The sequence below is a fragment of the Mesorhizobium kowhaii genome, assembly GCF_042431665.1.
GTDB lineage: Bacteria > Pseudomonadota > Alphaproteobacteria > Rhizobiales > Rhizobiaceae > Mesorhizobium > Mesorhizobium kowhaii.
Map to the genome: position 1 here is coordinate 24,618 of NZ_JBHLYT010000028.1, position 17,723 is coordinate 42,340.

Here is a 17,723-nt window from a genome sequence, read left to right on the forward strand (position 1 = left end):
ACACAGTAAGTCTCCAAATCAGATGACCCTATCGGAGAATGACAAGTGTCCAAAACAATGAACCTCTATCATGTGCCTGAAGCTATGACTTTGCATCCTAGCCTGTGGGCCGGCCGGATAATGAGCGCGATTGTCGTTATCGCTCTGGTGGCAGACGGGACCATTCAGCTTTTCGCGCCGGCACAGATCGCGAGCGTGTTGCAGGAAACCGGCTTCGCGATGGACCTGACCCGTGTCGTCGGTCCGATCATACTCGCCTGCGCCATCCTTTACGCCATCCCGGCCACCGCCGTCCTCGGCGCGATCCTGGTGACGGGCTTTTTGGGCGGTGCCATCTGTGCCCATGTCCGCATCGGTGAGTTGGGGTCGCCGCCGGAAATCATTTCCCTGCTTCTGGGCGCGATGACATGGGGCGGCCTCTACGCGCGCGATCCCCGTATCCGGGCCATTCTGCCGCTCATCCGTTGAACCAATAGGGGCAGTGCTCTGTCCCTCAAGATCAGGAGAAAACACATGTTTTTAGTGACGGGAATTACAGGAAATGTTGGCGGTGCCACCGCAAGACATTTGCTGGCGCAAGGCAAGAAGGTACGCGCGCTGGTCCGCGACCGCGCGAAGGCGGCAAGCTGGATGGACCAGGGTGTCGAACTGGTCGATGGCGACTGGAACGATGCGGCCGCCATCGAGCGGGCGCTCGAGGGCGTCGACGGGGCGTTTATCATGTTGCCGGCCGTCTGGGCCCCTTCGCCGGATTTCAAGGAAGCCAGGGGCGTCATCGCGAACTATGTCGAGGCGCTCACCAAGGCGCCGCCGCCGCGGATGGTCGCACTCTCGTCGATGGGTGCGAACAGGACCAGCGGGCTGGGGATGATCACGGCCCTGTCGCTTCTGGAGCAGGGCTTTCGCGACCTGACACTGCCGATCGCATATGTACGAGCCGGTGGGTTTTTCGAAAACTTCCTCTACGGGTTGCACGTCGCCCAGGGCGGCACGCTGCCCGTCTACTACAACCCGACAAATCGGAAATCGACCATGGTCGCGACCAACGACATCGGCGCTGAGGTGGCAAGCCTTCTGAGCGGGCCGGCTTGGTCGGGGCATCGGGTCATCGAACTCGGTTCGATGGTGAGCGCGGATGAGGTCGCTGCGCAATTGGGTGAAGTCATGAAGCTCGACGTCAAAGCCTTTGCCGTCCCGCGGGCTGAGTGGCCGGCAGCATTCGAGCAGTTCGGCATTCCGAAGGGCCAGACAGGACCGGCTGAAGCGATGTTTGAGGCCGTCAACTCGGGATGGATGGCCCTCGGGGTCCAGGGTACGGAGCACGTAGCGGGTACGACGCCCGCACGCGATGTATTCGAGGCTGTCCGGAACGCCGCCAAAGCGTAAGTCCGGGACGGCTCAGGCATGACACGGAGACTGCCCGCTTCTGCGTCGGACGCATCGCGGGCAGCGCTCAACAACTCAAAGCAACGCGAAGCGCCTCCACTCCCGCCGGACAGGCTCAACCTGCGGACCGTTTTTCATGGAGAGCCTCAAATTGCTGTGCCGCGGAGGGCGGTATACGATAGCTGGTGCTCTGGCGGGCCCGATCCAATCGATTGATCTTAGGGACCTCATCTACAAGGATCTGGAGTTGTTCGGCATCACATTGCCCTACGCCGGAAACCTTCAAGGCGATAATCGCCCTGATCACCTCAGGACGTCTGAAGCCGTTGATGGAGAGGACCTACCATTTGAAGGACCTCGCTTTGGCACAGACAGAATTCGTCAAACGCAATCATGTCGGCAAGTTTGTCATTGTTCCCTAAGCGCAGCCCATGCCGCAGCCGGCGGGAAGGCCTACCGGCTCGCCGTCGGGCCCATCGAAGATGCGCCGGCCGTTCATGGCACCGAAAAGTACGCGCGCTATGCCACTGAAATCACAAAACAAATTTGAAATCGACCAGCGCCGACGGTACGACGGAGCGGCTCAAACCTCTCCCTGCCGTGCTTACGCATCGCTTACGCAGGGACTTTACGAAGGAACGTCCCCCGAATGGCGAAGCTGACCAAACGAACCGTCGATGCCACCAATATCAGGTCCTCGGACTATGTCATATGGGACGACGACCTTCAGCATCGCCGGTTACATCCAAGGCCCGCTGGATGGCGTCGCCTTCAACCACACCGCCTACGCGCTCGATCGGAATTCTAGGAAATCGGCGCTTGCACACTTCCTGGGGCAGGCGAAGGGGACAGAGTTCAAGGCAGACCACGCTGCTACCTGATCAGGTCACTCTGACAATGGCCGTTTGCGCCTCATTTCCGTCGTCAAAGCCGCGTTCGCCCATCTTCAAAAGCGGACATTGCCTATGGTTTGCCTTGTGTCGGCAGTTTTAGCGCATGCATTCAAATCCCGCCGATCCACCATCAAGTTGCGGCGTCGTATAGCGATGTAAGGTAGCCATTCCGGGTTTCGAGATCCCGGACCACAGCCGATCTTGTCGTCGAAGACGACAAACCTTGTAGGAGGCCGTCTTGGTTCCTGAAAGCAAGGGAATTTCTATCTGACCTTGACGACGACCTTTCCCTTGGCGCGCCCTGTTTCGACGTAAGCCAGTGCCTCGTTGGTCTGTTCGAACGGGAAAGTCCGATCCATGACGGGGCGTACGATGCCGGCTTCGATGAGCGAGGTGATCTTGCCCAGTTGTTCGCCTTGCGCCCACATGAACAGGAACGAATAGCCGACACCGGCGCGTTTGGCCCTGCTGCGTATGCCGCGGCTCAGCAGGCGCAGAACCAGCCTCAGCGCCACGTTCAGTCCCTGCTTCCTGGCAAATTCTGGATCCGGCGGGCCGGAAATGGAGATGAGCTTGCCGCCCGGCTTCAGCACGCGCAGGGATTTTTCGAGCGTTTTGGCGTCCTGGCTGTTCAGAACGACGTCATAGCCCGACAGGACTTTCTCGAAATCGTCTTTCTTGTAGTCGATGACGATATCGGCGCCTAGGCTCTTGACCAGATCGATGTTCGCCGCGCTCGCCGTCGTCGCAACGGTCGCGCCGAGATGCTTTGCCAGTTGGATGGCGAATGTCCCCACGCCGCCGGAGCCGGCCTGGATAAAGACTTTCTGGCCTTTCCTCAGATTGGCCTTTTCGACCAGCACCTGCCAGGCGGTCAGGCCCACAAGAGGTATCGAGGCGGCCTCTTCCATGCTGAGGTTCTTGGGCTTCAAGGCCACATCGGCCTCATCCATGGCGATGAACTCGGCGAATGTCCCGATGCGGCCGTCGCGCGGCCGCGCATAGACCTCGTCGCCGGGTTTGAATTTTCGGACTTTCGATCCAACCCGAACGACAATCCCCGCCACGTCGTGGCCAAGGACGAAGGTCGGACGATATGGCAGAATCAGTTTGAACTCCCCGCTCCGGACTTTGGCATCCAGAAGGTTCAGGCCGGCGGCGTGAATCTCGACCAGGACATCATTGTCCAGCAGATTCGGCTGAGGCATTTCGGCAAGCCGCAGAATGCCCTTCTTCTGATATTTATCGACGACAAAGGCTTTCATCATGTTCGCTTTCTAAAAATGGGTCTTGATGCTGTCCCGCATAAGACAGGCTGGACTTGTTCAGACCGGTAGGCGGAACTGCTTGCGCAAGGTCTTGTCGAACATCTCCGCGGGTGCGAAGCGGCGCAGCAGGCTGACCTGGCGCGCTGCCTTGCCGGCGGTATAGCGCCGTCGCGGACGGGCATCGGTCGCCGCCTTGACGACCACATCCGCCACCACTTCCGGCCGATCGGCTTTGGGCATCACATCGGCAAGCAGCGCCTTGAACCCGGCTCTCGCCCCATCGTATTCCTTCAACACGGAATCCGGCTCAATCCCGTTCTGGTCGAAGACGGTGCGCACGAATGCCGGCTCGATGACCGAGACGCGAATGTTGAAGGCACGAATCTCATGATCGAGCGATTCCGAATAACCTTCGAGCGCGTGCTTGACCGCGGAATAATGCGCCGAATATGGCGCGGGTACCAATCCCAGGATGGAGCCGATGTTGATGATGCGCCCTTCGCCGCGCCGCCGCATCGACGGCAGCACCGCATTGGTCACGCGCATGACGCCGAACAGATTGACGTCGAACAGGGCCTGCACCTGTGCAACCGAGGATTCCTCGGCGCCACCAAGCAGGCCAACACCGGCATTGTTGACCAGCAGGTCGATCCGGCCGGTCTGCGCCAGCACTGTCGAAACGAGGGCGCTGACCGAGTCGCCATCGGTGACGTCGCACGTCAGCATGGACACCTGCGCCGGGCCATTACCAGCCTTGCCGCGACTTGTGCCGAAGACGGTGAAGCCGGCCCGCGCCAGCGCCTCGGCGCAGGCGCGGCCGATGCCCGAGGAGGCGCCGGTCACGATCGCGGTCTTTCCGGAATTCCTGTTCATTTGGTGGCTCCTAACTCAAGAGGTCTTGCCAGTCATCGGCGTTTGAATTATGATCGTAATATCAGATTATGACCGTAATGCAATAGGAAAATGCGAAAGGAAGATCATGCGCTACGAAAAAGGCCGAAAGGATGCATCGCGCAGCCGGATCATGGAGGTCGCCGCCGAGCGGTTTCGCAGTGACGGCATCGCCGCGTCCGGATTGGCCAGCATCATGAAAGACGCTGGCCTGACCAACGGCGCCTTCTATCCGCACTTTCAGTCCAAAGCCGACCTCGTCCGCGAAAGCATGGCTTCGGCGCTCGAAGTCCAGGCGCAACAACTGCGAGAGGCATTGGCCTCAGGAGGGTTGGATCTGGCTCTAGCAATGTATCTGTCGCCTCAGCATCGGGACCATCCGGAGACGGGCTGCGCTTCCGCTGCGCTGTTGCCGGAGATCGCGCGCGAGCCGTCCGAAACGCGTCAATTCTACACTGAGCGCCTGCTGACCCTGGTGCGCCAGCTAGCGGCGGACATGCCGCCGCAAACCCGTGATCCGGAGGGCGTGGCGTTCGGCATCTTCGCGACCCTCATCGGCGCCCTCGAACTGGCCAGAGCCGTGGAGGGAACGGAGTTGTCGGATCGCATCCTCGCGGCCGGAGCGGATGCGGCAAGGACGCTGATAAAGCCGCGTCCGGACGAAGTAGCGCGCTGACTTGTAGGGGTGGGAACAAGAGCAGTGCGAAATCGTACGCTAAGGGCAAACGGAACATGAACTGTGCCAGAGCTCGGACGTGCAGCCTCTGATCTCTGTGGATTGGCACCGCCGGGCACCAGTTTGGTTTCTTCGTCCGTCCGACTCGACAACGCACCGGCAGACTGGCTGCGGAGAGTCGGCGAGGTTATGGATCGCGGTTATACGATTTGGTAGAACCGGCTTCAGGTCGGTTCAAATCGTGATATTGAGATGCGCCGACGTGCCAGGCTTGAGACTCGGCGCAACGTGTCCATTCGTTTGGCGATCGGCGCGGCTGCGTTGGCGCCGCCGAAATCTCCTTGGCGGTTTATCGCAAAACCTTTCCACATGCCCGCAGTTGTTGTACGTACTTATCCTACAGGTCGTACCTTGGCTATCACGCTCAGTTGCCGTGATTGCCTGTACATGCAGGAGCGGAAGGGCCTTTGAAGACTCGGCCAGTCCCTCTACACGATGAGGATCGGAAATGGAACAGAGCAAGCACCTGGAACATTCGATTGACCGGGTTTCGCCTGAGCCGTTCTACGCGCAGCTGTCGAGGCTTATCGAGGAAGCCATCGACCGCGGGGAGTATGGACCCGGTGAACGCATCCCAACCGAAAGCGAGTTGTGCCGCAATTATAACCTTGCGCGTTCGACAGTCAGGGATGCGCTGCGGAGTCTCGAGGACAAGAACAGAGTTCGTGTTATTCCCCGTCGTGGCGCTTTTGTTATCGACTCAAAGGACAAGGGCGCCGGTTGGGTCCTTCAGGTGGCAGATGGCTTCTTTGAAGGCGAAGTCGATCATGACCGCAGGAATGTCGAAACGGAGGTTCTGGAGGCAAAGACTACAGGTTTCTCCGGGGCTGCAGCCCGCGCATTGGGACTGCAGGACGGGGACAAGGGGTTCCTGCTGCGCCGCCTGAGAAGGCTTGATGGCGAGGTTGCTCTGCTATCGGTCAACTATCTGCTTCCGGAACTAAAGGATATCGTTCTCCAAAGCGATGTCATGCAGCGGCGCGGCTCACTCAATCGTGTTCTCAAGGGGAATGGCTACCGCATATATGGTGCAAGACGCACCGTCGAAGCCGTCGGCGCCCCAGAAGACGTATCCGAGTTTCTCGATGTCCAGCCAGGTTCACCGCTTCTTCTCGTGACTTCCATATCCTGGGGCGAGGACATGCGACCCTTCGACTACTATACCTCGTGGGTACGCACCGATGTGGTGCGTGTCACGGTCGTCGCGTCGGCCGATCCGACGAGCCTTCAGCGACCCTAAGCCGCGCAAATACGACTCCCAGCTTTGACAATACCGCTTGATTCCGGGCTTCTCTTGTGACACGGTCTGTACGTACAAGAGGGACAGGTAGGACAAACTCGCTAAGGGTTTGCACGACTGTCACGATGTCGGGAGGAGTTATCATGCTGGCGACTTGTGAACGGGATGGCTGCATCGAGTCCTGGTCAGCTAGCCCTGACTAAAGCTGTCTGCCGAGCCTCTCCAAACTCCAGAGCTGGAATGTTGCGATTACGCCGAGCAGGCGAACGCATCCGAGTGCCGCGTCCAGGCGGTTCGACTTTCATCTGGGAACCAAAGAAGACTAACAAGGAGGATGTAATGAACTTGAATAGACTACTGTTCTCATCTGCTCTGACGCTCATGTCCTTCACAGGGATTGCCAGCGCCGAGACCACCCTGACGATCGCGACCGTCAATAACCCTGACATGGTCGTGATGCAGAAGTACTCGGCCGAATATGAAAAAGAGGCCGGGGTCAAGTTGAACTGGCTGGTGCTGGACGAAAACACCTTGCGCCAGCGCGTGACGACCGACATCGCCACTAAGGGCGGCCAGTTCGATATCATCACGATCGGCCTGTACGAGACCCCAATTTGGGGCAAGCAGGGCTGGCTGTTGCCCTTCGACAATCTGCCGGCTTCCTACGACGTCAATGACATTCTGCCGACGGTGCGTGACGCGCTGTCCTATGACGGCCATCTCTACTCGGTTCCCTTCTATGCCGAGAGCGCGATGACGTTCTACAGAAAGGATCTTTTCGAGAAAGCCGGGCTGACCATGCCGGAACATCCGACATGGACCCAGATCAAGGAGTTCGCATCGAAGCTGGATGACAAGTCCAACGGCTTCAGTGGCGTCTGCATCCGCGGCCTGCCCGGCTGGGGCGAGAACATGGCTCTCCTGGGCCTAGTCGGCAACGTTTTCGGCGGGGTGCAGTTCAACATGGACTGGACTTCCGCAGTCAACAGCGATGCGTGGAACAAAGCGATCAGCTTCTACGTCGACCTCGCGAACAAGTATGGTCCTCAAGGCGTCGTCGGAAACGGGTTCAACGAGAACCTGAACCTCCTCGCCGAAGGGAAGTGCGCGATGTGGAACGACGCCACCGTTGCCGCCGGACTGCTCTTCGATCCGAAGCGTTCAAAAGTCTCGGATAAGCTCGGCTTCGCCCAGAACCCGGTCGAGACCTGGAACAAGGGCGGTGCGTGGCTCTGGGCTTGGGCCTTGGGCGTTCCTTCGTCGTCCCAGCATGCCGATGAAGCCAAGAAGTTCATCGAATGGGCGACATCCAAAGAATACATCAACATGATCGGTGACAAGGAAGGGTGGGTGACCATCCCCCCGGGCACCCGTAAGTCGACCTATGAGAATCCCAAGTATCTCGCGGCGGCCCCGTTCGCAAAGCCGACGCTTGACGCGATCGAAAGCGCCAGCCTGACCGACAACACCGCTGTGCCGAAGCCCTACGTCGGGATCAACTTCCCCATCATTCCCGAAATGCAGGCGATCAATAACTTCCTCGGCCAGCAGATCGCGGCTGCTCTGACCGGAAGGATGTCCGTCAAGGATGCACTCGATGCGGCAGCGGCCAACTCTGACAAGATCATGAAGAAGGCCGGCTATATCAAGTAAGCGGGGATGAATTCCTGCGCCTCGGCGGGGCCCGAGGCGCAGGTCCGCACACGGGGAGGTCAAGTTGACAGCATCGACTGGTAAAGTTCAGCGGCGAACCAAGGCGCGGCCAACTCTTAGGGTCAAGACCTGGCCGCTGCTGCTGCCGTCGGTGGCAATCCTTGCGGTCTGGGCATTCGTGCCCTTGGTGCTGACCCTCTGGTATTCCTTCCAGAATTATAACTTGCAGGTGCCACCGCCGGAATTTGGCGGTCTGGTCAACTACGAGTACCTGTTCACCGATCCTGACTTGCCGGTCGTGGTGTTGAACACGCTCATCTTGGTGTTCGTTCCGCTGGTCATCACGCTCGTCCTGGGATGCGCTTTTGCGGTTCTCTATGACGGGCCGTTCCCAGGCCGTTCGATTGCCCGCCTCCTTGTCATCACGCCATTCTTCGTAATGCCGACCGTCGCTGCACTTGTATGGAAGAACCTGCTTCTGCATCCTGTCTGGGGGTTCATTTCCTGGATGATGCGACTCGTCGGCCTGCAACCGATCGACTGGTTTTCCAGCTATCCGATGGCAGCCATCATCATCATCGTTTCCTGGGCATGGACACCCTTTGCCACGTTGATCCTGCTGACCGCGCTGCAATCGCTCGACCGCGAACAGATCGAGGCGGCCAAGATGGACGGCGCCAAGGCGATTGCCCGGTTTATCCACGTTGTCCTGCCGCACCTGTATCGGCCCATAGCGGTGCTGGTCATGCTGGAAACGATTTTTTTGCTGTCCACCTATGCCGAAATCTATGTCACCACCATGGGCGGCCCCGGATCAGCCACGACCAACATACCCTTCTACATCTTCTCACGCGCGCTCCAGGGTTTCGATGTGGGCTTAGCGTCTGCCGCAGGCGTCTTTGCCATCCTGATTGCCAACATCGTCGCTTTCTTCTTCGTCCGCGTCATGTCGGAGCAACTGTGATGCAGCGTAAATCGTTGAAAACACAGGATATGGCGCGAACAATCGCAGGTTGGCTGGTAGGGATCGTCATGGCTTTCCCGGTGTTCTGGATGATGCTGGCCGCCTTCAAGACCGAACAGGACGCGGCGGCGATCCCGCCCTTGCTGTTCTTTCACCCGACCCTCGAGAATTTCATTGAGATGAATGATCGCGTGGGCTACCTGCGTCATGCTTGGAACAGCGTAGCGGTCTCGGTGGCTTCCACCGTGATTGCCATCGGCTTGGCTACGCCAGCGGCGTATGTGATGGCCTTTTATCCGACCAAGCGCACACGGGCCATCATGCTTTGGATGCTCTCGGTCCGCTTCATGCCGGCCGTCGGCGTCCTTATTCCGATTTACCTGTTGCTGGTTCAATTCGGCCTGATCGATACCCGGATTGCCTTGGTCATCATCACTTGCCTGAGCAACCTGCCGTTGATCGTTTGGATGCTCTTCTCCTATTTCAAGGAAGTTCCAGTCGAGATTCTGGAGGCGGGCCGGATGGATGGAGCCCGCCCGCTGACCCAGATGCGATATCTCCTGATACCGCTCACAGCGCCCGGCATATCGTCGACCGCCCTTTTGGGGATGATCCTTGCCTGGAACGAATCCTTCTGGAGCATCAACATCACCGCGACCCAGGCAGGAACCCTTGCCCTCGCAATCGCGTCCTTCGCCAATTCCGAAGGGCAGTTTTGGGCAAAACTGTCGGCCGCTTCCATTGCCTCGGTCGCCCCTATCCTGATCTTCGGCTGGATCACCCAGCGCCAACTCGTGCGCGGCCTGACATTCGGCGCTGTGAAGTAACATAGGAACCATTCATGTCCACGCTCAAACTCTCGAACATTCACAAGGATTACGGCGCCGTCCACATCATCAACGACGTCAGCCTCGAGGTTGCGGACCGTGAATTCGTCGTGCTGGTGGGGCCTTCCGGCTGCGGAAAGTCCACGCTGCTGCGGATGATCGCTGGTCTCGAGGAAATTACGTCAGGTGAACTCACGATCGATGGCGAGGTGATGAACGACGTCTCGGCCGACGCTCGTGGGCTCGCAATGGTATTCCAGAGTTATGCCCTCTATCCGCACATGACCGTGGCCGACAACATGGGCTTCGCTCTTAAACTGGCTGGCGTGCCACTGGCCGAACGCAACCGCAAAGTGCAGGAAGCTGCGCGAACCCTGCAACTTGAGCAGTTGCTTGACCGCAAGCCCAAGCAGCTGTCGGGCGGCCAGCGCCAGCGGGTCGCCATCGGCCGGGCGATTGTGCGCGAGCCGAAGATTTTCCTGTTCGATGAGCCCCTTTCCAATCTTGACGCGGCGCTCAGGGTCCAGATGAGAATCGAGCTGGCCGAATTGCACCGCAAGCTCAAGGCGACAATGATTTATGTCACCCATGACCAGGTCGAAGCGATGACGATGGCAGACCGCATTGTTGTCCTGCGGCTAGGAGTCATCGAACAGATCGGAACACCGCTCGATCTTTACAATAATCCCGCAAACACGTTCGTGGCAGGCTTCATCGGTTCGCCAAAGATGAATCTGATCGACGCTCGCGTCGCTGAAGTCGGGCCGGGCGGCGTAAGATTGTTCTTAAGCGGCGGATCTCACATCATCGTCCCGCTCCAGCCGAACCTGGTGCAGGGCGACAGCCTGACGGTGGGCCTTCGCCCCGAAATGATCGAGATCAATGATAGCGGCACCATGTCCGGTGTCGTCGATGTGGTTGAACACCTCGGCAGCGAGACGCTTTGCTACGTGAACCTGGGAACCGGCAAGCTGATCACTGTGAAGCTCGACGCGTCGACCAAGGTCTCCGTTGGCGATGCTGTTAATCTGGGTGTTGCCAAGGCCGGTCGACCGCTCCTGTTTGGTGAAAACGGCCTCCGACTAGAGGCGTGAGCACGGTCGGCTTACCGCCCGGGGTGGGGCCTATGCGCACGCGAGTCAGACCTCCGCATACCGACGGCAATGATTGAACGCGAAAAGCTTAAGGGAACTCGTCAAATGGCAAGCGGAATGAGAGCAGTTCTGATCACCGCCGATCACAAGGTGAGCGTGGTGGAACGCGATGTCCCGGCGATCAGCGAGGACGAGATCCTCGTAAAGCCGACCCGCTGCGGAATATGCGGCACTGATCTACACATCCTCCACCACGGTTTTGTCGGCACGCACTACCCGGTCACACCGGGCCATGAGTTTGCCGGCCACGTGACGGCCGTTGGCAGGAACGTCAAAGGCCTTAAGGAAGGGGACTTCGTCGCCGTCGATCCCAACGTGGTTTGTGGAAATTGCCGGTGGTGCAAAGCGGGCCGTCCGAACCTTTGCATTCATCTGACCCCGATTGGCGTCGGCCGGCCTGGCGCGGCCGCTGAATTCGTCGCCGTTCCTGCGCGTAATACGATGGCTGTCAAAGAGAATATCGGCGACGGGGCGGCTGCCCTGATCGAACCGCTTGCCTGTGCGCTACACGCGGTGGAATCGTCACGTGGGGTGAAGGGTCGCAACATCCTGGTCATTGGCGGCGGCACCATGGGTATGCTGATTGCGCTTGCCTCGAAGGCGCAAGGGGCGGGGTCGGTGGCAATTTGTGACCCTGCACAGGCCAAACTCGAGATGGCAAAGCGCGTCGGCATCACGGACGCGCGGTTGCCCTCCGGATTCCGAGGCGATCTGTTCGACATCATCTTCGAAGCCGCCGGCGTTCAGCCTGCGTTGCAGCAGGCAATGGAGCTTCTGGAAAAGACCGGGACACTGGTGCAGGTCGGCGTCCACGACGCCGACAAAACCGCGCCCTTCAACCCGTTCCTGCTGTACGAGGGCGAACAGACGTTTGTCGGTTCCAATTCCTGTGCCGAACAGTTCGCACCGGCCGCGGATTTCATCCAGGACATCAAGGCCCAAGCCGATTTGCTCATAGGCGAGCCTTTCGACGTTTGGGACTTCGAAGCAGCCGTCGAAAGCATGGGCAAGGGCCTCTCGGTGAAAACCCAGCTGCGGTTCAGCTGAGATCCGGCGTCCACCTCTTGCACCGCGGAGCGACAATGCTGGTTTGCGGCATCGACATTGGCACCACCAACCTTAAGGTCGCCCTCTTCGACGAGTGCAATCATCTTGTCTGGTTGCGCAGCGAGCCAACGCCGCGCGCGCGGGACGGATTCGGTTTGGTGACCGACGCCGCCGATCTTGTCCGCCTGATCGAGCAAATGGTCATCGGCGGTTGGAAGGAAGTAGGGCAGGCTCGGCCGATCGTGGCAATCTCCTCCACCGGTGTTGGAGAAGACGGACTGTACGTTGATGCGGCACTGGATCCGCTCGGCCCGGCCATCCCCTGGTTCGACCCTAGGGCAACGTCCGACGCCAACGAGTTGGCGTCCGGTACCGCTGCAACGCCGCGCGCAGGCATCGCTGTAGACCCGACGCGCAGCGCGGCAAAATGGCTATGGTCGGCGCGAAACCTGCCCGAACAAGTGGCTGCCGCCTCCTGCTGGTTGTCTTTGACGGACTACCCGCTGGTGAAATGGTCGGGCACACCATTTATCAGCGACACGCTTGCCGCGCGAACGGCCTGTTTCGATCCGGTGGAGCGCGACTGGATCGCATCGCTGATGATCGCGAGCCGCGCCCCGGCCCTGCCAAGGGTAGTCTCGGCCGGTACCATCATCGGCATGGTCGCGAGCCCGGAGCTCATAAACAGTGGAGCCGCCAGCAGCCGTACATTGCTCGTTGCCGCAGGGCATGACCATCCGGTAGCGGCACATGCGATTCACCAGTTCGCGGCCGATGCGCGCGTCGACTCCCTTGGAACCGCCAACGTGATTTATGGTGAGACGGCCAGCGTTTCCCTGGGTGCGTTCGATTCCACTGTCGCTTTCCTGCCGTCGATCGAGGGCGAGGGCACGTTCGCTTGCCTCGGCGTCTTTGAGTTCACCGCGGCCGTCAACCGCTTTCCGGGCGGTATGGAAGCTATCCGGCGCGCTATGGCACTGGAGAGCCTGCCGGGTACCCCGGGCGATGGGTCAGAGGATGTCTCGTCGGAGCGGAGATTGCTCGAATGGGCGACCATGAACGCCCGTCACATACTGGAGCGCCTAAACGCCTACGGGGTGCCCCAGGGACCGATCTATGCGACGGGCGGCTGGAGCCGCTCGAACGCCCTGTTGGAATTGCGGGCAAGCATGTTCGGCCAGCCGGTCCACGCTCCCGCGGAAAAGGAACTGTCCGTTCTGGGCGCCGCGCTCTTCGCGGCTTCCGCCGCCGGGCTCGGCACCAGTATCGAGTCGCCTGTCACAGTCGTTCAGCCGAACAAGGCCTGGCAGCCGCGCTACGCAGAGGCCTTCGAACGGTTCAAGGCCAGGACCAACCAGAAATAGCCCCTCAAGGGTCGGTATTGAAGACGGGAGTGACCATGGCGCAGTTTCTGAATGCCCGAGAGAATATCGTGACGGAAGCAATCGACGGGCTGCTCGGTGCATCCAACGGCCGCTTGGTTCGGCTGGACGGCTATCCTCACATCAAGGTCGTTGTTAGGGCGGACTGGGACCGCGGGAAAGTCGCCATTGTGTCCGGCGGCGGGTCGGGCCACGAGCCAAGCCATGCCGGCTTTGTGGGCAAGGGTATGCTCACAACGGCTGTTTGCGGCGACATCTTCGCTTCGCCATCCGTCGATGCCGTCCTGGCGGGTATTCTGGCGGTGACCGGAGACGCCGGCTGCCTGCTCGTCGTCAAAAACTACACCGGCGACCGACTGAACTTCGGTTTGGCGGCCGAGCGCGCACGGGCCTTGGGAAAGAAGGTCAACATCGTCATTGTGGCCGATGATATCGCCCTGCCGGATATTCCGCAGCCGCGTGGTATCGCCGGCACGCTCTTCGTCCACAAGATCGCCGGTGCGGCCGCTGAAAATGGTGCGGACCTGCAGGCCGTGACCGACATCGCGAAGCGGGTGATTTCCGGTACGCGCAGCATCGGCATGTCGCTTGATACATGCACTGTCCCGGGATCGCCCAGGGAGGACCGCATTCCGTTTGGCAAGGCAGAGCTCGGCCTCGGGATCCATGGCGAGCCGGGCGTTGAGCAAGTTGACTTTGTCGGTGCCAAGGGTGCTTTGGCGCTTGTCGGCGCCAAGCTTGGTGAAGCCATGGGATCGGGCCCACACGTCGCTCTGCTGAACAATCTTGGTGGAACGTCCTCTCTGGAAATGGCCGTCTTGACGCATGAACTGGCCCAGTCGGGCCTCGCCACGAGAATCAGCCACATTGTTGGCCCCGCCAGCATGATGACAGCGCTTGACATGCGTGGGTTCTCACTCTCGGTCTTTCCGGTCTCGGCGGGCGATCTTGCCGCGCTGAACGCATCCGTCCAAGTCACGGCGTGGCCGGGTCTCGCAAAGTTTGGCCTGCCTCAAACCGTCCCGATGCCGGCGGGGATCGCGCCGACGGCAGAAGCGCCGTCCGCGAATGCCCAACTCCGCAAGCTGATATTGGGAATCTGTGCAACGCTGTTGACAGCGGCGCCCGACCTTAACGCGCTGGATGCAAAGTCCGGAGACGGCGACACAGGGTCGACGCTTGCCGGCGCCGCGCGGGCGCTTCGCGATCAGGTCGACCAGCTGCCGTTAAACGACATTCCCGCGCTGTACCGTTCCGTCAGCCGGGTGCTTAGCCAGACCATGGGCGGATCGTCCGGCGTTCTGCTGGCCATTTTTTTCGCAGCCGCAGGAGAAGCAGCCGCCGGCGGTGCCCAACTGCCGGAAGCCATGCGCGCGGGCCTTCAGCGCATGCAGCAAATCGGCGGCGCTCAGTTGGGTGACAGGACAATGGTTGACGCGCTTGCGCCGGCTCTGGACGAGCTGACGTTAGGCCTTCCGGCCGCGGCAGCCGCGGCACGTGAGGGAGCGAACCTCACCGCTACAATGACGCAAGCCCGGTCGGGCAGGGCGTCTTATGTTACCGGAGGGCAGCTGGCCGGGCATATTGATCCCGGCGCTGAAGCGGTGGCGCGCTTGTTTGAAGCTGTCGCCAACCGATGAGCCAGCAGTCTGATCGAAGTCGGCACTGATAGCTGGCCCCCGCGCGGGGGGCTATTCCTTTCAAGAGAAATCGGAAACGACGCCTACCCTCGGAAATGCAATTGGCGGAAGGGCTGCCCCTTCCGCCAATTGCCTCCGCCAAGTGCTTCCGAAGGGAGTGTCGAAAGTCAGTCGCGGAACTTGACGCTCCGGGTGATCTTGGCGATTTCCGCCAAGGTCTGCTCTCCTTCATGCCGGTCACGTTGCCAGATGTTGCGGCCGACAATCACGCCACGCGCGCCCGCGCGGATGGTCTGAGCAACCGCATCAATCGTTTCGCTAGGGGGACCAGAAAGCGGCCCGCCCGCTATCACCAGGGGGACCTTCAGTTCCTCCGCCAGGCGCTTCGTGCGTTCTTCACCCGGGAAAGCAATCTTGATGATATGCGCGCCGAGGTCATAGGCGATCCGCGCCACCTTTTCTTCCTGCTCGATCACTTCCTCGCTGCGAGGCGCGCCGATAATCACGGGTTCGAGCACAAGCGGAATGTCCCAGTGATCACAGGCGGTGATGACCTTGCCAACGCGGTTGCACATCGCCACCCGCTCTGTGTTGGACATGTTCCATGGGAACAGCATCTTGACCGCATCGACCCCCATCCGCACAGCCTCTTCGACCGTCGTAATGAGATCATGCGATCCACCTTCGAGGGCGCGGAAATCGTAGTAAGTATCGATGGTGAGAACGCGGGTCAGGTGAGGGTTCGCGGCGAAGAACTTTTCAGTTTGCTTCACCTGGCCGGGGGTCATCATGAAGCCGGTCACATCGTGGTCGGCCCACGCGGCAAATGGCGCGGATGGCGTTTCCAGCCCCGGGATCCGGTCAAATATCAGCCCGTGGTCAACAGGCATTATGATCGCCACGCGATCGCTAGGTAATGTCCGTCGCAGACGATATTCCATCGACATGTGTTTCGTCCCTATTGTGCTTGGCGTTTGAGAAACTGCGATAATGGCAAAGGAGAAAACCGAGCGGCTTGTCCCTGTTGTACGGACAAGCCGAACATTACGTATCTAGCCTCTCAGGCTTTTGGATGTCAAGGCAAGTCCGGTGCTAGCAGGTGCAGAAAATCAGTTAGGTGGCATTGCTCGAGCTGCCTCTGGTCGCGTTCTCGCACGCCGAACTTCTGCCGTACTGACGCGGGCGGCGGAGGCGGAACAGCATCGGGAAGCACATCGAAAAATGCCACTCAATCGAAAGGCTGGAACATGCAGTCAGTTCGGGGGAACACTCTTAGCCCGCGCGAGGAGGTCAGCGCACTTCCCATTTACAACGCTGGCATCTCGGCCGCCGTGGCACGGCGGATCAGCGGCCGGCAGGACATCGCGGCACTTGCAAGCAACGAAAATCCCTACGGTGCATCGCCGGCGGTAGCTGCCCGCTGCGGTCACTCGTGCCGTCGCGCTATAGCGGCTCAGCCTGTGGCGCACTGCGGCAGGCGCCCTCGGAGAGACTTGGCGCCGGCCTCGACGGGATCGTCTGCGGCAATGGGTCGGAACAGCTGATCGCTGCCTTATGCCGCGCTTATCTGCGAAAAGACGATAGCGTCCTGACCATTTCGCCTTGCTTCGGTCTGCATGAGATCGAGCCAATGGCGGCAGGCGCGAATGTGATCAAGGTACCGATGACCCGGCATTCGACTATGAAACCGATGGACTGGTGCGCGAGCTCGCACGCGAACCAAGAATCGTCTTCATCTCTTCGCCCTCGAACCTGTCGGCAAGGTCTTGTCACGGCTGGAACTGGACAGGTTGCTCGACGCGGTGCGTCCCGAGACACTGTTCGTGCTGGATGAGGATCTGCAATCCAAAGCTGCTAGTCCGATCTCGGCCCATTCCAGCCGTCTCCGAAGATGAGCACCTCTAACGACTACGTGTCCAAATCCACGACGTACCGCACAACTTGACTGCTGCCTTTGTGGGCAGCAGTACAGGGTAATTTGCACGTAAGCGGCAAAGCCCTTTTTTCTACTCAGTACTGGCGCCAAACGATGCGAGATCGTGCGGAATACGGCAAAAGTAGCCCATTTTCTTGCGAAAGCCGGCATCAAACAAACGGTAGACTACTTGCGATCGAACAGCGAGACCCATGCCAACCCTAACTATTTGTAAAATATATGAAAACTGGCGCACCCGACAGGATTCGAACCTGTGACCTCTGCCTTCGGAGGGCGCTATATCGCTTTCGCTAGGATACGCTAGAGTATCCTAACTCCCTAACAATTCAATAGGATAGCGAGTGTCACGTCGCCGGGCGTATCCATTATTTGCCTTGAGCTTGCTCCCATTTGGTTGCAGTATGGTTGCAACATAAGGAACCCCAGAGGCAAGATGCCCAAATTTAACAAACGCGCAATCGAGAGCCTTCGGTCAGATGGCACCAAGACAGGAACCCTTTATTGGGATACCGAGCTCAGAGGGTTCGGCGTCAGAGTGTTCCCATCTGGCCGAAAGACATTTGTGGTCAAATTCCGTACCCACAGTGGACGCCAGCGATGGCTGAAGATTGGCGCCTATGGCCCACTTACCGCGGAGCGCGCACGGGACCTTGCGAAGATCGAGTTGGCCAAGGTCGTGGAAGGCAAGGATCCGGCGACGCTTCGG

Annotated in this window: 16 protein-coding genes; 13 read left to right on the forward strand and 3 right to left on the reverse strand. The window is 59.7% G+C overall.

Features of this window, described 5'->3' with window-relative positions:
* Positions 1-45: 45 nt before the first annotated feature.
* From ACFFNA_RS17310 to ACFFNA_RS41270, 3 genes are all read left to right on the forward strand, one after another.
* Positions 46-468, forward strand: a complete 423-nt coding sequence (locus tag ACFFNA_RS17310; RefSeq protein ID WP_378920163.1) for a DoxX family protein — start codon at positions 46-48, stop codon at positions 466-468.
* Between the two features lie 99 nt (positions 469-567).
* Positions 568-1,386 carry an NmrA family NAD(P)-binding protein gene (locus ACFFNA_RS17315; RefSeq protein ID WP_378920165.1) on the forward strand — a complete coding sequence of 273 codons (819 nt, stop codon included), beginning with the start codon at positions 568-570 and terminating at the stop codon, positions 1,384-1,386.
* A 136-nt stretch (positions 1,387-1,522) separates the two neighbouring features.
* Entirely contained in the window at positions 1,523-1,936 is a 414-nt protein-coding gene (locus ACFFNA_RS41270) for a hypothetical protein (RefSeq protein WP_446685967.1), read from the forward strand.
* 606 nt (positions 1,937-2,542) lie between these two features.
* Here ACFFNA_RS41270 and ACFFNA_RS17330 read toward each other — a convergent pair.
* A complete protein-coding gene (locus ACFFNA_RS17330) occupies positions 2,543-3,544 on the reverse strand; it encodes an NADP-dependent oxidoreductase (RefSeq protein ID WP_378920191.1) in 1,002 nt (333 codons plus the stop codon).
* A 60-nt stretch (positions 3,545-3,604) separates the two neighbouring features.
* A complete protein-coding gene (locus tag ACFFNA_RS17335; RefSeq protein ID WP_378920169.1) occupies positions 3,605-4,420 on the reverse strand; it encodes an oxidoreductase in 816 nt (271 codons plus the stop codon).
* Between the two features lie 106 nt (positions 4,421-4,526).
* On the opposite strand from ACFFNA_RS17335, the gene ACFFNA_RS17340 reads away from it, so the two are divergent.
* The 9 genes from ACFFNA_RS17340 to ACFFNA_RS17380 all read left to right on the forward strand — a co-directional run bounded on the left by ACFFNA_RS17340 (position 4,527) and on the right by ACFFNA_RS17380 (position 15,081).
* Positions 4,527-5,114, forward strand: a complete 588-nt coding sequence (locus ACFFNA_RS17340; protein ID WP_378920171.1) for a TetR/AcrR family transcriptional regulator — start codon at positions 4,527-4,529, stop codon at positions 5,112-5,114.
* Positions 5,115-5,622: 508 nt separating this feature from the next.
* A complete protein-coding gene (locus tag ACFFNA_RS17345) occupies positions 5,623-6,414 on the forward strand; it encodes a GntR family transcriptional regulator (RefSeq protein WP_378920173.1) in 792 nt (263 codons plus the stop codon).
* A gap of 339 nt (positions 6,415-6,753) precedes the next feature.
* Complete coding sequence (locus ACFFNA_RS17350; protein ID WP_378920175.1) at positions 6,754-8,067, forward strand: ABC transporter substrate-binding protein; 1,314 nt, start codon at positions 6,754-6,756, stop codon at positions 8,065-8,067.
* Between the two features lie 136 nt (positions 8,068-8,203).
* Positions 8,204-9,031, forward strand: coding sequence for a carbohydrate ABC transporter permease (locus ACFFNA_RS17355; protein ID WP_378920193.1), 828 nt, complete (start codon positions 8,204-8,206; stop codon positions 9,029-9,031).
* Entirely contained in the window at positions 9,031-9,858 is an 828-nt protein-coding gene (locus tag ACFFNA_RS17360) for a carbohydrate ABC transporter permease (protein ID WP_446685968.1), read from the forward strand. The genes ACFFNA_RS17355 and ACFFNA_RS17360 overlap by 1 nt, the downstream gene beginning before the upstream one ends.
* 14 nt (positions 9,859-9,872) lie before the next feature.
* Positions 9,873-10,952 carry an ABC transporter ATP-binding protein gene (locus ACFFNA_RS17365; protein WP_378920179.1) on the forward strand — a complete coding sequence of 360 codons (1,080 nt, stop codon included), beginning with the start codon at positions 9,873-9,875 and terminating at the stop codon, positions 10,950-10,952.
* Between the two features lie 69 nt (positions 10,953-11,021).
* Positions 11,022-12,059 (forward strand): zinc-dependent alcohol dehydrogenase, encoded by a 1,038-nt coding sequence (locus ACFFNA_RS17370; protein WP_378920181.1) that lies wholly within the window; start codon positions 11,022-11,024, stop codon positions 12,057-12,059.
* Positions 12,060-12,094: 35 nt separating this feature from the next.
* Positions 12,095-13,423, forward strand: coding sequence for an FGGY-family carbohydrate kinase (locus ACFFNA_RS17375; RefSeq protein ID WP_378920183.1), 1,329 nt, complete (start codon positions 12,095-12,097; stop codon positions 13,421-13,423).
* Positions 13,424-13,458: 35 nt separating this feature from the next.
* Entirely contained in the window at positions 13,459-15,081 is a 1,623-nt protein-coding gene (locus tag ACFFNA_RS17380; RefSeq protein ID WP_378920185.1) for a dihydroxyacetone kinase subunit DhaK, read from the forward strand.
* A 167-nt stretch (positions 15,082-15,248) separates the two neighbouring features.
* Here ACFFNA_RS17380 and ACFFNA_RS17385 read toward each other — a convergent pair whose 3' ends face one another.
* Positions 15,249-16,028 carry a class I fructose-bisphosphate aldolase gene (locus tag ACFFNA_RS17385; protein ID WP_378920187.1) on the reverse strand — a complete coding sequence of 260 codons (780 nt, stop codon included), beginning with the start codon at positions 16,026-16,028 and terminating at the stop codon, positions 15,249-15,251.
* A 1,422-nt stretch (positions 16,029-17,450) separates the two neighbouring features.
* On the opposite strand from ACFFNA_RS17385, the gene ACFFNA_RS17390 reads away from it, so the two are divergent.
* The coding region (locus ACFFNA_RS17390) for an Arm DNA-binding domain-containing protein (RefSeq protein ID WP_378920189.1) at positions 17,451-17,723 on the forward strand (273 nt) is incomplete at its 3' end.

Excerpts from the sequence above, each read along its gene's own strand:
- ACFFNA_RS41270 (WP_446685967.1), top strand. The coding sequence starts at position 1,523 with ATGGAGAGCCTCAAATTGCTGTGCCGCGGAGGGCGGTATACGATAGCT.
- ACFFNA_RS17330 (WP_378920191.1), bottom strand. The coding sequence starts at position 3,544 with ATGAAAGCCTTTGTCGTCGATAAATATCAGAAGAAGGGCATTCTGCGG.
- ACFFNA_RS17335 (WP_378920169.1), bottom strand. The coding sequence starts at position 4,420 with ATGAACAGGAATTCCGGAAAGACCGCGATCGTGACCGGCGCCTCCTCG.
- ACFFNA_RS17340 (WP_378920171.1), top strand. The coding sequence starts at position 4,527 with ATGCGCTACGAAAAAGGCCGAAAGGATGCATCGCGCAGCCGGATCATG.
- ACFFNA_RS17345 (WP_378920173.1), top strand. The coding sequence starts at position 5,623 with ATGGAACAGAGCAAGCACCTGGAACATTCGATTGACCGGGTTTCGCCT.
- ACFFNA_RS17350 (WP_378920175.1), top strand. The coding sequence starts at position 6,754 with ATGAACTTGAATAGACTACTGTTCTCATCTGCTCTGACGCTCATGTCC.
- ACFFNA_RS17360 (WP_446685968.1), top strand. The coding sequence starts at position 9,031 with ATGCAGCGTAAATCGTTGAAAACACAGGATATGGCGCGAACAATCGCA.
- ACFFNA_RS17365 (WP_378920179.1), top strand. The coding sequence starts at position 9,873 with ATGTCCACGCTCAAACTCTCGAACATTCACAAGGATTACGGCGCCGTC.
- ACFFNA_RS17370 (WP_378920181.1), top strand. The coding sequence starts at position 11,022 with ATGATTGAACGCGAAAAGCTTAAGGGAACTCGTCAAATGGCAAGCGGA.
- ACFFNA_RS17375 (WP_378920183.1), top strand. The coding sequence starts at position 12,095 with ATGCTGGTTTGCGGCATCGACATTGGCACCACCAACCTTAAGGTCGCC.
- ACFFNA_RS17380 (WP_378920185.1), top strand. The coding sequence starts at position 13,459 with ATGGCGCAGTTTCTGAATGCCCGAGAGAATATCGTGACGGAAGCAATC.
- ACFFNA_RS17385 (WP_378920187.1), bottom strand. The coding sequence starts at position 16,028 with ATGTCGATGGAATATCGTCTGCGACGGACATTACCTAGCGATCGCGTG.